The sequence below is a fragment of the Formosa bonchosmolovskayae genome, assembly GCF_051016085.1.
Lineage (GTDB): Bacteria > Bacteroidota > Bacteroidia > Flavobacteriales > Flavobacteriaceae > Formosa.
This window is the reverse complement of record NZ_CP174605.1, coordinates 2,327,763-2,341,103: the sequence shown is the minus strand read 5'-3', so window position 1 is coordinate 2,341,103 and position 13,341 is coordinate 2,327,763. Positions and strand designations below refer to the sequence as shown.

Annotated in this window: 13 protein-coding genes; 8 read left to right on the top strand and 5 right to left on the bottom strand. The window is 33.5% G+C overall.

What is annotated here, in order from left to right:
- Positions 1-12: 12 nt before the first annotated feature.
- Both ACKC83_RS09995 and ACKC83_RS09990 read right to left on the bottom strand, forming a co-directional pair.
- Positions 13-936: a lytic transglycosylase domain-containing protein gene (locus ACKC83_RS09995; RefSeq protein ID WP_434035387.1), complete on the bottom strand. Its 924-nt coding sequence runs from the start codon at positions 934-936 to the stop codon at positions 13-15.
- 42 nt (positions 937-978) lie between these two features.
- Positions 979-1,653, bottom strand: coding sequence for an alpha/beta hydrolase (locus ACKC83_RS09990; RefSeq protein WP_414037203.1), 675 nt, complete (start codon positions 1,651-1,653; stop codon positions 979-981).
- Positions 1,654-1,782: 129 nt separating this feature from the next.
- Here ACKC83_RS09990 and ACKC83_RS09985 point away from each other — a divergent pair, with 129 nt between their 5' ends.
- A complete protein-coding gene (locus ACKC83_RS09985) occupies positions 1,783-2,079 on the top strand; it encodes a GNAT family N-acetyltransferase (RefSeq protein WP_414037204.1) in 297 nt (98 codons plus the stop codon).
- Positions 2,080-2,120: 41 nt separating this feature from the next.
- Here the strand turns inward: ACKC83_RS09985 and mtaB are convergent, their stop codons facing one another.
- On the bottom strand, positions 2,121-3,452 hold the full coding sequence (gene mtaB / locus ACKC83_RS09980; RefSeq protein WP_434035386.1) for a tRNA (N(6)-L-threonylcarbamoyladenosine(37)-C(2))-methylthiotransferase MtaB: 1,332 nt from the start codon (positions 3,450-3,452) through the stop codon (positions 2,121-2,123).
- Between the two features lie 213 nt (positions 3,453-3,665).
- Between mtaB and ACKC83_RS09975 the strand changes: the two genes are divergently transcribed.
- Positions 3,666-5,297, top strand: a complete 1,632-nt coding sequence (locus ACKC83_RS09975) for an ABC transporter substrate-binding protein (protein WP_434035385.1) — start codon at positions 3,666-3,668, stop codon at positions 5,295-5,297.
- Here the strand turns inward: ACKC83_RS09975 and ACKC83_RS09970 are convergent.
- Complete coding sequence (locus ACKC83_RS09970; RefSeq protein WP_434035384.1) at positions 5,294-6,469, bottom strand: GlmU family protein; 1,176 nt, start codon at positions 6,467-6,469, stop codon at positions 5,294-5,296. The genes ACKC83_RS09975 and ACKC83_RS09970 overlap by 4 nt on opposite strands.
- A 77-nt stretch (positions 6,470-6,546) precedes the next feature.
- Entirely contained in the window at positions 6,547-6,798 is a 252-nt protein-coding gene (locus tag ACKC83_RS09965) for a type B 50S ribosomal protein L31 (RefSeq protein WP_299782015.1), read from the bottom strand.
- Between the two features lie 162 nt (positions 6,799-6,960).
- Between ACKC83_RS09965 and ACKC83_RS09960 the strand changes: the two genes are divergently transcribed.
- From ACKC83_RS09960 to ACKC83_RS09935, 6 genes are all read left to right on the top strand, one after another.
- A complete protein-coding gene (locus ACKC83_RS09960) occupies positions 6,961-7,491 on the top strand; it encodes a DUF4199 domain-containing protein (RefSeq protein ID WP_434035383.1) in 531 nt (176 codons plus the stop codon).
- A gap of 41 nt (positions 7,492-7,532) precedes the next feature.
- Positions 7,533-8,489 (top strand): glycosyltransferase family 2 protein, encoded by a 957-nt coding sequence (locus ACKC83_RS09955; protein ID WP_434035382.1) that lies wholly within the window; start codon positions 7,533-7,535, stop codon positions 8,487-8,489.
- 75 nt (positions 8,490-8,564) lie between these two features.
- A complete protein-coding gene (locus ACKC83_RS09950; RefSeq protein ID WP_434035381.1) occupies positions 8,565-10,292 on the top strand; it encodes a phospho-sugar mutase in 1,728 nt (575 codons plus the stop codon).
- Positions 10,292-12,115, top strand: coding sequence for an ABC transporter ATP-binding protein (locus tag ACKC83_RS09945; RefSeq protein WP_434035380.1), 1,824 nt, complete (start codon positions 10,292-10,294; stop codon positions 12,113-12,115). Before ACKC83_RS09950 ends, ACKC83_RS09945 begins: the two co-directional genes overlap by 1 nt.
- A gap of 147 nt (positions 12,116-12,262) precedes the next feature.
- Positions 12,263-12,805, top strand: coding sequence for an RNA polymerase sigma factor (locus ACKC83_RS09940; RefSeq protein WP_414037212.1), 543 nt, complete (start codon positions 12,263-12,265; stop codon positions 12,803-12,805).
- Between the two features lie 33 nt (positions 12,806-12,838).
- Entirely contained in the window at positions 12,839-13,336 is a 498-nt protein-coding gene (locus ACKC83_RS09935; protein WP_414037213.1) for a hypothetical protein, read from the top strand.
- Positions 13,337-13,341: the final 5 nt, after the last annotated feature.

Sequence of the window (13,341 nt, the reverse complement as noted above, 5' to 3'; positions counted from 1 at the left end):
TTGTATATTTTTCTACTCTTTATAAAATCCTTTGTTCGGAATTTCAATCTTATATAATTTTCTTGAACTATTGTTTAAAAACGATTCACGCAACCATGGATTATGAATCTTTAAAATCTTGTAGTTTATACCAAAACCTTTAGCAAAACTTGCAAAATCTGTTACCGCCGTATCCACTTCAACCGTATACGATGGGACCAAGTTATATAAATCCTTATCTCTAAAATTGAAACCATATTTTAAAGGATTCTTCATAATCTCTTTTAAGGCCACAATTCTAAACACATAGCGACCAGTTTCTTGACCTAACAATAAATCGTAATAATCACCTACTAACTGATCTTCTAAACGTGAACTTACACCTCTATTTCCCGCATTGTAGGCCGCTGCAGCTAAAGTCCAACTCCCTAATCGGTCTTTAGATTGTTTTAAATACTCGCACGCCACTTCTGTAGCCATTTCTAGATTATAACGTTCGTCTACATTATCGTTTATTTCCAGTCCGTACTCTTTTCCTGTAGTTTTCATTATTTGCCAAAAACCACGTGCTCCCGCTGGAGACACTGCATTTGTTAAACCACTTTCTATAACTGCCAAATATTTAAAATCGTCTGGTATACCATGTTTCTTTAAAATAGGCTCAATTACTGGGAAGTATTTGTGGGCACGTTTAAATAATAACAAGGCATTTGATTGCCAATAGGTATTAACTAACAGTTCGCGATCCATGCGCTCGTATACATCCGGATCTGTTAAGGGTAAAGCTTCGCCTGCAAAATCCAGTTTCTCTGGCATGGTCAAAGCATATATATTATAATCGTTTAATTGTTTTTTTTCAAAATTTTCATCGGTTCCAGGGTCTTGAACTGCATTTATCGATAATGCAACTACACTCAATACACCTGCAAATAGTAATCCTTTTTGGATACGCTTCATATATAATTAGTTTTGTTTAAAAGTAATAATTCACATCAAATTTTAAGCCACGTTATCGCCTAAAATTAATTTCGGAAGGTTTTCATTAAACCATTTAAATTTGTTTAAAATCATAATATGTGTACCGCCTTCTATCTCAATACAGTCGGTTATATACTGAATTGGAAATACGGCGTCTTTTTTACCATGAATATGAATTGTATTAGGAAGTGGCTCCTTTTGTTCCCAGCAAACCACTTGTTCTATAGCCCAATCTAAATAATTCTTATCACGAACAGAAAGGTATTTTTTATATAGTTTAACACGCTTTGTTGCCGCATCTCCAAACGTATACTTAGCGTAAGTCTCGAAATCTTGCACTAAATGCGTGGGTAAAAACTTATACATTTTAGTGGCCTTGGCTAATTTCATACGTTTTGGTAATTCGTACTTGGTTAACACACTAGAAATCACAATAATTTTACGTGTTTTTATATGCTTACTCATTTCTTGCACCAAAATTCCTCCAAAAGACACCCCTACCAAAACAGGATTTTCCTCTTTAATATTTTTACACAGGCGTTTTGCATATGCCGACAAACTTTCTTTTGATTCTGGCATAATCCATTCTAACAAATGTATTTTAAATCGATCTTCTGCCAACTCTATATATTCAAAAATTGAAGAATTCGCCGCCATTCCAGGCATAAAATACACATGTATTATATCTTGACTCATAAGGCATTAAACTAATAAACACTATAATATTATAATAAAATTCCGTAAATTTGCAACAGGTTTTTTATGAAAACCAAAAATAGTGAATTCTATTTTCCTCCCACTACTACGTTCGTTAAAAATATGATTATGATAGAAACAGCAGAAGTAACAGACAACGATTTTTTACGTCAGTTTGAATACAAAATTGACAACGATTTAGCAATCATAGAATACTCGCTCCAAGAACGAAAGATTTTTTTAACCAAATTTATTGTCTCCGAAGAACACGACAATGAAGCCTTTAGAGACAAGTTTATAACCTTAGTACTAGAAAATATCCAAGAGAGAAACTTAAGCGTTATGCCCACTTGTCCTACTATAGTGAAGTTTATAAGAAAACATAGACAATACAGAAGTATGTTACCTATAGGTGTAAGAATTTAAATATTACAAAAAGAGCCACTTTAAAGTGGCTCTTTTTAATTTTATGCTGATGCACTGGCTTTAACAAACTCAAACCGAACCATACCATCTTCGTCTATTTTTGTTAACGTTACATCCTCCAATGTATTTACCAATTCCGGATTCCAAGGTGCCTTTACTTTTACATAATTTTCTGTAAAACCATGTATGTATCCCGCTTTATTCTCTCCTTCGAATAACACGGTGTGTGTGCTTCCTAACTGACTTTCGTAAAATGCTCTACGTTTCTTAACCGATAAGCCTCGAAGCATCTTACTACGTTTACTACGCACCTTTTTAGACACAACACCTTTCATGTTTGCCGCTTCTGTATTATCACGTTCAGAATACGTAAACACATGTAGATAAGAAATATTTAATTCATTTAAAAAATGAAAAGTTTCTAAAAATAATTCATCTGTTTCTCCTGGAAATCCAACAATAACATCTACGCCTATACACGCATCTGGCATCACTGTTTTAATTTTATTTACGCGATCTACATACAATTCTTTCATATAACGACGACGCATTAATTTAAGAATCTCGTTACTTCCGCTCTGTAATGGAATATGAAAGTGAGGTACAAACGTTCTGCTTTTCGAAACAAAATCTATAGTCTCGTTTTTAAGTAAGTTTGGCTCTATTGATGAAATTCTTAGACGTTCAATACCTTCAACAGTATCTAATCCTTTTACCAATTCGTAAAACGTATGCTCATGTTTTTTATTACCAAACTCCCCTTTTCCGTAATCTCCAATATTAACTCCGGTTAACACAATTTCTTTAATATTCTTTTCAGAAATTTCTTTGGCATTTTTAAGTACATTCTCCAACTCGTCGCTTCTAGAGATTCCTCTAGCCAATGGAATGGTACAATACGTACATTTATAATCACAGCCATCTTGTACTTTTAAGAAAGCGCGTGTTCGGTCTCCAATAGAATAACTCCCCACGTAAAAGTCGGCATCTTCTATTTCGCAAGAATGGACTTCTCCAAAATCGTTTTTAGACAAATCGTTTAAATAGTCTGTGATTTTAAATTTTTCAGTAGCTCCAAGAACTAAATCTACGCCATCTACATCTGCTAATTCCTGTGGTTTTAATTGGGCGTAACACCCTACAGCAGCAACAAATGCATTTGGGTTTACCTTTTGTGCTTGCTTCACAATGGTTTTAAAACGCTTGTCTGCATTATCGGTTACCGAACAGGTATTAATAACGTAAATATCTGCAGGATCCGAAAAGTCTACACGGTCAAATCCTTCATTTTCAAAATCTCTTGCAATGGTAGAGGTCTCAGAAAAATTTAATTTACAGCCTAAAGTATAAAAAGCAACTTTTTGTCGAGTCATAATATTATTTCTAAAAGAATGCAAATTTACAAAAAAACTACGGTGTAATGGCTAATTCCCTCGTAATACCAAAGCATGGGATAAATAGCGTGTTACGAGAGGGTTTTCTAACCTTAAAAAAAACAAATAAATGTAAAGGCTTGCTTCTTTTATCTTATAATACGCTTACTTTTGATATTCTAATCTTTTTATCACAATTCTCTTTTACAGTTTATGATATCAGTTTTAAAAACATGCTCTACATATTTTAACAAATTCTTGCTTATATGTTTTGGAAGTCTATTACTAACACATTGCGCTTCCGACACTAAAGGAACCAAAGACAACCTTGTATTTAGATATAACGAACACAAAAACATTGGTTCTCTAGATCCTGCATTTTCTAAGGACATAGCAGATATTTGGGCGACAAATCAATTGTTCAATGGGTTAGTCCAGATGAATGATAGTATGCAAGTGGAACCTGAAATTGCTAAATCATGGATCATATCTGAAGACGGATTAACCTACACATTCACTTTGAGAGACGATGTCTATTTTCATAAACATAGCCTATTGGGACAAAACGCTACACGAACAGTAACAGCTAAAGACTTTGAGTATAGCCTAAACCGCTTGCTAGATCCGCAACTAGGATCGCCAGGCCGCTGGGTTTTAAATAAAGTAAACGCATTTAATGCGGTTAATGATAGTGTTTTAAAAATTGAATTAAAACAGCCTTTCCCGGCATTTCTCGGGCTCCTAACAATGAAATACTGCTCGGTTGTTCCTAAAGAAATTGTAGAACATTATGGTAGCGCGTTTAGATCGCACCCGATTGGTACAGGACCTTTTTATTTTAAACGTTGGGAAGAGAATGTAAAACTTGTATTTAGAAAGAATACATCGTATTTTGAAACAGACGCAAAAGGAAAACATTTACCGTATTTAGAAGCCGTTGCTATTACTTTTTTACCAGACAAACAAAGTGAGTTTTTACAGTTTGCACAAGGTAATATAGACTTTGTTTCCGGATTAGACGCCTCTTATAAGGATGAAATTTTAACAGCAGACGGAAATTTAAGAACGCGCTATAGCTCGGAAGTGAATATGATACGTGGCCCCTATTTAAATACTGAATATTTATCGTTTTATATGGATTCTGAGCTGACTGAAATTCAGTCGGAATGGCTTCGAAAAAGTGTGAATTACGGATTCAATCGTAAGAAAATGATGACCTATTTGCGAAACGGTATCGGAATTCCTGCACACGGAGGTTTTATTCCAAAAGGATTAGCAGGTTATAATGATGCTATCGGATTTGAATACAATCCTGAAAAAGCGAAAACGTATTTGGAAAAATTTAAATCAGAAACGGGTATACAACATCCTGAAATTACAATTACTACAACCACTAATTACTTAAGCTTTTGCGAATACATACAGCGAGAAATACAAAAAACAGGATTAATCATACATATTAATGTGGTTCCACCTTCTGCTCTAAAAGATGCTAAAGCTAACGGAAAATTAGATGTATTTAGAGCCAGCTGGGTAGCCGATTATCCAGATGCAGAAAACTATCTTTCCCTTTTTTACAGTAAAAACTTCGCTCCAAATGGACCAAATTATTCTCATTTTAAAAGTGAATTATTTGATACGTGGTACGAACAATCTTTTACAGAAACGAATACTATTAAGCGAGAAACACTATATACCAAAATGGATTCTTTAGTCATGCAACACGCACCAGTTGTACCGTTATTTTATGATGAAGTTGTTCGTTTTACAAGAAAAAATGTTTCCGGATTAGGTATTAACCCTACAAACTTATTAGAGTTGAAGCACGTACAAAAATGGAACTAACCTCTCCTATATTTTTTAGTTTCCTCAAACACGTATTCTAGGATGGCTTTATCAATATCAGAAAATTCTAAATTTCGTCTTTTCATGACCACTTCGGCCACTTCAAAAGCTTTTTTAGTGGTGTAAGTTGTAAATCCGTTACTGCCTCCCCAACTAAAACTTGGTACAAAATTTCTAGGATATCCAGCTCCAAAAATATTAGCATTTACACCAACAACGGTTCCCGTATTAAACATTGTATTAATACCACATTTACTATGATCGCCCATCATTAAGCCACAAAACTGAAGTCCTGTTTTGGCAAAACTTTCTGTTTCGTAACTCCATAATCTCACTTCGGCATAATTATTTTTCAAGTTAGAATTGTTCGTATCTGCACCTAAATTACACCATTCTCCTAATACTGAATTTCCTAAATACCCTTCGTGACCTTTATTAGAATTTGCAAATAACACAGAATTATTTACCTCGCCTCCTACTTTACTAAAAGGGCCAATAGTTGTAGGACCGTATATTTTAGCTCCCATTTTAATCGCTGCACTTTCGCATAACGCAAGAGGGCCTCGAATTAAACTTCCTTCTAAAATCGCAGCATCTTTACCTATATATATAGGACCTTTAGAAGCATTTAGTGTTACAAAATTAAGTTCTGCACCTTCTTCAATAAATATATTTTCGGGCGCTATGGTATTTACAGTAGCCGGTATAGGCTGAGAAGTACGTCCTTCTGTTATTAAATCGAAATCCGCTTGAATCGCGTCTCCGTTTTTAGAAAAGATATCCCACGTATGTTCTACTTTTAAACAGTCATCATTATACTCTATAGCATCGTAAGACTCAAAATCTATATCTTCTTGAGTATCTGTCGTAAAAAATGCAATTACATCTTCATCTTTAAAAATTGCCTGATTAGGCTCTAATCCTCTTATTAATTCCACCAACTGTGCATTAGGAAGATACGAAGCATTAATCATAACATTCTCATCCATCTCCACCATCGGATATTTCTCGGCAAGATAATCTTCGGTGATGGTCGTTGTAGTTCCTCCCAGGTAAGTTTCCCATTTTTCACGTATGGTTAAAATACCTATTCTTATATCGGCAACAGGTCTTGTATACGTAAAAGGCAATAGACTATTGCGCGAAGGACCATCAAAGAGAATATAATTCATGATTCTGTTTTTTTAAAGTAAAAATAAAAAAGCCTTTCAGAATCTGAAAGGCTTTAGTAAAATATATTTGTGCTAAATTATTTTTTGAATTTAGCGTATTTGTTTTTGAATTTATCAATACGACCTGCCGTATCAATTAATTTAGATTTACCTGTATAGAACGGGTGTGATGTTCTTGAAATCTCCATTTTAATTAAAGGATACTCAACACCATCTACTTCTAATGTTTCACTTGTATTAGCAGTAGATTTAGTTAAAAACACATCCTCATTCGACATATCTTTAAATGCTACTACTCTATAATTTGCTGGATGTATATCTTTTTTCATCACTAAATGTTTTAATCTTATTCAATTTTTGAGATTGCAAATTTAAATAAAAATTATTATCTCACAATCTTTTTTCGAATTATTTATTTAAGTTTCTTTTTGTAACGTTTTACTATATTTGTTAACTAACTATTTTAAACCAACTAATTCAAGTTCAAATTTATGGAAAATTCTTTAAAATCTATGGCTGCCACCTACGGTATTTACTTAGCCATTTTATTATCTGCTATTACAATAATAGCATATGTTGTAGATCTAGAAATATTAACCAGTATGTGGGTAAGTGCCGGTGTATTTATTGTAATTATAGTATTCGGAATTTTTTCTACAGCCAAAGCTAAAAAAGCACAGAACGGATTTATCACTTTTAAAGATGCGTTTACAGCATACTTTGCAACGGTAGTGATTGGCGTTATAATTAGTACTTTGGTAAGCATTATTATTTTTAATTTTATAGATCCAGATGTTGCCGATTTTTTAAAACAACAGATTATTGAAAAGTCGACTGGAATGATGGAAAGTTTTGGAGCACCACAAGAGCAAATAGACATTGCCATTGCCGAAATGGAAAAACAAAATCAGTTTGCAATTGGTAATCAATTAAAATCTTTAGCCTTTTCAATTATATTTTATTGCATCGTAGGATTAATAATTGCCTTTGCAATGAAAAAAACTGACCCAGAAGCCGTTTAATTATAGTATTTTTGATGCTTTTAAACGTATAAAACGCATAGATGAATATATCAGTAGTCATACCACTACTTAACGAACACGAATCTTTACATGAATTATACGATTGGATTGCACGCGTTATGCAATCCAATCGGTTTTCATACGAAGTCATTTTTATAGATGACGGAAGTACAGATGACTCTTGGAATATTATTTCTGAACTCTCTAATTTACACCCCGAAGTAAAAGGCATTCGCTTTTTACGCAACTACGGAAAATCGCAAGCTTTACATGCTGGATTTTCAAAAGCTATTGGTGATGTTATTATTACCATGGATGCCGATTTACAGGACAATCCTGAAGAAATCCCCGACCTTTACAACATGATTGTTACTGATCGTTACGACATGGTCTCGGGATGGAAAAAGAAACGTTACGACTCCGTAATTTCTAAAAATTTACCCTCAAAATTATTTAATTGGGCCGCACGAAAAACTTCTGGAGTTAAACTTCATGATTTTAATTGCGGACTAAAATCATATAAAAAAGATGTGGTAAAGAATATTGATGTAAACGGAGAAATGCATCGTTACATTCCGCTGTTAGCAAAAAATGCAGGATTTTCTAATATTGGAGAAAAAATTGTACAGCATCAAGCCAGAAAATATGGCGAAACAAAATTTGGTATAGAACGCTTTATTCATGGCTTTCTAGACCTAATCACCATTTGGTTTATTTCGCATTTTGCAAAACGACCAATGCATCTTTTTGGTGCATTAGGAGGCATAATGTTAACCATTGGTTTCGGATTTTCTGTATATTTAGGAATTGATAAAGTTTTTCTAAATCCATATGGTAGACTTATTACCCAACGTCCACAATTTTTTATTGCTTTAACCACGATGATTCTTGGTACTCAATTTTTTGTGGCTGGATTTTTAGGCGAGCTTGTTTTAAGGTCTAAACCAAACAGAATTAGATATAAAATTAAGAGTGAATTAAATCTAGACGATAAATAATAACAATTTAACGCCCTTTTAATTCTTAACATTTAACGAATTACTTATTTTTACTGACTATATATTTAAAAACTTATGATTAACATTGAACCAGAATTATTAGAACGCGTAAACACATGGTTAACACCTGCCTTTGATGAAGATACTCAAGCTAACATTAAAGACTTAATTGCGAACAATCCTACAGATTTAAAAGAAAGTTTTTACAAAGACTTAGAGTTTGGAACGGGTGGTATGCGAGGTATAATGGGAGTCGGAACAAACCGAATTAATAAGTATACGCTAGGAAAAAACACGCAAGGTTTAAGCAATTATTTACACAAAAGTTTCCCTAACGAAACAATAAAAGTAGCTATTGCTTACGATTGTAGACACAATAGTAAAACATTAGCAAAAGTAGTTGCCGATGTTTTTTCAGCAAATAATATAGAAGTTTATCTTTTCGAAGATTTACGTCCAACACCAGAATTATCTTTCGCGGTAAGACATTTAAACTGCCACTGTGGTATTGTTTTAACAGCGTCTCATAACCCGCCAGAATATAACGGGTACAAAGTATATTGGCAAGATGGAGGCCAATTGGTTCCCCCACACGACGATTTAATTGTAAAAGTAATAGACAGCTTAGATTATTCTGAAATTAAATTTGAAGAAAACACTGCACTTATTCATTACATAGGAGAAGATGTAGACAATGCGTTTATTGAAGCCTCTATCGCAAATGGAAGTTACACAACTGCCGAAGCTAGAGAACAATTAAATGTTGTATTTACTCCACTTCACGGAACCTCTGTAACATCTGTACCGCAAACATTAAAGCGCGCAGGCTACAACCACGTTCATATTGTAAAAGAGCAAGAAGTACCAAACGGAGATTTTCCAACGGTAAAATCGCCTAACCCAGAAGAACCTGAAGCATTAAAAATGGCTTTAGATTTAGCCGATAAAACAGGATCTGATATCGTAATTGGAACAGACCCTGACTGTGACCGTTTAGGTGTAGCAGTTCGTGACTTAGATGGTAAAATGATTTTATTAAATGGAAATCAGACCATGTTATTAATGACGGATTTCTTACTTAAACAATGGAAAGCAAAAGGTAAACTTAAAGGCAACGAATTTATAGCATCAACCATAGTATCTACTCCAATGATGCATCAATTAGCAAAAGCTTACGATGTAGATTACAAAATTGGACTGACAGGATTTAAGTGGATTGCAAAAATGATTCACGATTTCCCTGAGCAAACTTATGTTGGTGGTGGTGAAGAAAGTTTTGGGTATTTAGTTGGCGATTTTGTTCGCGATAAAGATGCCGTAACGTCTACCCTATTGGCTTGCGAAATTGCAGCACAAGCAAAAGCAAACGGAAGCTCAATGTATAAAGATTTACTAGATCTTTATGTAGAACACGATTTATATAAGGAACGCTTAATTTCATTAACGAAAAAAGGAATTGAAGGTGCTCAAGAAATCACTCAAATGATGGTTGATGCCCGCGAAAATCCAGTTTCAGAAATCAATGGTTCTAAAGTTGTAAGTGTAGAAGACTACCAAACATCTACAATTAAATACTTAGCAACAGGGGAAGAAGAAACTATCGATATTCCTAAATCTAATGTTATTATTTATTACACAGAAGATGGTAGTAAAGTAGCCTTAAGACCAAGTGGAACGGAGCCTAAAATTAAATTCTATATTAGCGCAAACACCCCATTAGACAGTGCAGATAATTTTAAAGCGACTGAAGCAAAATTAGAAGCTAAAATTGATGCTATTATTAAAGATATGAAACTTAGTTAATGAGTTATTTTAAACAGATATTTAGATTCGCTAAACCTTATAAAGTTTATGCGATTCTAAATATCATTTGTAATATATTTTACGCCCTTTTTGGCACTTTAGCCATGGTTTCGTTATTCCCAATGCTAAACGTATTGTTCGACAAAACGAAACAAATAAATACTAAACCCGTCTGGGAAGGCTTTGCTGGTATAAAAGATTATGCCGAGAACTATCTAAATTTCTTTGTCACACAAAAAGCAAACGAAGGTAGTGATCAGGTGTTATTTTTTATGGTAGCCTTAGTTGTAAGCATGTTTTTATTAAAAAACTTCTTCAACTATTTAGCCATGTATTTTATCACCTATTTACGAAACGGCGTATTAAAAGATCTTAGAGATACACTCTACGATAAATATTTAAATTTACCATTATCCTTCTTTTCTGAAAAGCGTAAAGGGGATAGTATTGCAAGAATTTCTAGTGATGTTCAAGAAATCCAAACGTCATTTTTATCCATTTTAGAACTCATCGTTAGAGAGCCTTTAATGATTATTTTCACAATCGTAGCCATGTTTATGATTAGTGTAGAACTCACCTTTTTTGTCTTTGTTTTTATTCCTGTAAGTGGTTTCCTGATTTCAATCATTGGAAAATCGTTAAAGAAGAAATCAGATAGAGTACAAAGAGAACAAGGAATGTTTTTATCTGTGGTAGAAGAAACTCTAGGCGGACTAAAAGTTATTAAAGGATTCACTTCGGAAGGTGTTTTTAGTAAACGTTTTAGAGATTCAACCTTAAGATATTACAACTTTTCGAATACCTTATTAAACCGTCAGAACCTAGCATCGCCTACGAGTGAAGTTCTAGGAATTACCGTAATCTCTATATTACTTTGGTATGGCGGACGAATGGTTTTAAACGACAACAGCTTAGACGCAGGATTATTTATTGTTTACATTGGACTTGCCTATAATATATTAACGCCAGCAAAAGCCATTAGTAAGGCGAGTTATGGTGTTAAAAAAGGTAACGCCGCTGCAGAACGTGTTTTAGAAATTTTAAACACAGAATCGCCTCTAGAAGATAAGTCTAACGCCAAAGTAAAAACTGAATTTAATCACGATATTACATTAAATAGTATCTCCTTTAAATATGAAGATGACTTGGTTTTAAAGCAGTTTACTTTAAAAGTACCTAAAGGAAAAAGTGTTGCGCTTGTAGGACAATCTGGAAGTGGAAAAAGTACGATTGCAAATCTTGTTACACGTTTTTACGATGTTAACGAAGGAAGCATAACAATAGATGGCGAAGATATTCGCGATTTAACAAAACATTCGCTTCGAAGTTTAATGGGCTTAGTAACTCAAGATTCAATATTGTTTAACGACACCATTAAACAGAACATTCTTTTAGGAAAAGAAAATGCCACAGATCAAGAAATAATCGAAGCGCTTAAAATTGCAAACGCCTGGGAGTTTGTAAAAGATTTACCGCTTGGTATAGAAACTAATATTGGAGATTCAGGTAATAAACTATCTGGCGGACAAAAACAACGACTAAGTATTGCTCGTGCCGTTTTAAAGAATCCTCCAATAATGATTTTAGACGAAGCCACCTCTGCCCTAGATACAGAAAGTGAACGTTTGGTACAAGATGCATTGGAGAATATGATGAAAAACAGAACCTCTATTGTCATCGCCCACCGTTTATCAACCATCCAAAGTGCAGATACTATTGTAGTAATGCAAAAAGGAGAAATTGTAGAACAAGGCACCCACGACGAGCTAATTCAGAAAAACAATGTGTATAAGAAACTTGTTAATATGCAAAGTTTCGAGTAATACACTTAGTACTTATAACTAAAAGGATAAACCGTTTCAAAATCGTTTATCCTTTTTTTTATTGCAATTTTTAAAGTTTGTTACAATTTTTTCTATCTTCAAATTAAACTTTTTATATCTTATACTGTCTAAAGAGAAAACCAATGAATGATTAGTGAGTCTCAATTATTAGAGCAACTAAAATCTGACGCTAGCAGAGATTCTGCATTTAAAGAATTAATTCGCCTGTATAAGGAGCGACTATATTGGCACATCCGAAATATAGTAAAGTCGCACGACGATACAGACGATGTATTACAGAATACATTCATAAAAATATTTAGAAACATAAATACATTTAAAGGAGATAGTAAATTATATTCCTGGATGTACAGAATAGCAACTAATGAAGCCATTTCATTCATTAATAAAAGAGCCAAATTATTACAAATTACAAATGAAGAAACGCAACAATTAGCTTTAGATCATTTACAATCGGATGTTTATTTTGAAGGCGACGACATTCAACTAAAATTACAACAAGCTATTGCTAAACTACCTCAAAAGCAACAATTAGTTTTTAACATGAGGTATTTTGAAGATATAAAATATAAAGACATGTCCGAAATTTTAGAAACAAGTGAAGGCGCACTAAAAGCCTCTTATCACTTAGCTGTAAAAAAAATTGAAGACTATTTAACTAAAAATTAAACCATTATAACAAAATACAGTCTAAAGACTAAGATGAAACTAAAAGACTTACATAACGACAACAATTCAGGATTTAAAATCCCTAAAGATTATTTTAATAATCTCGAGGAGTCCATTTTAAATGAGGCAAAATTAGACGCCAAAGTTCCTAGTCATGGTTTTGTAGTTCCTGACCATTATTTCGATAATTTAGAAGATACGATTTATAAAAAAGCAACATCAAAAAACACTTCAAAAGTTAGAACTTTACAGGTTCAACCTTGGGTATATATCGCAAGTATAGCCGCGTGTTTAATGCTTATGTTTACACTTACGTTTTCTAATAATCAAGCTAACACTATAAGTTCTATTAATAACGAATCTCTTGAATCTTATATTTTAGACGAAGATTTAAACACTTCGGAAATGGCAACATTAATAACAGATTCAGATTTATTTGGAAGAGAAATTTTAAACAACGCCATAAGCGACGCAACTATAGATAACTATATTGAAAGTGAAATTGACCTTGAAGATCTTTTAGATAATTAAAATTT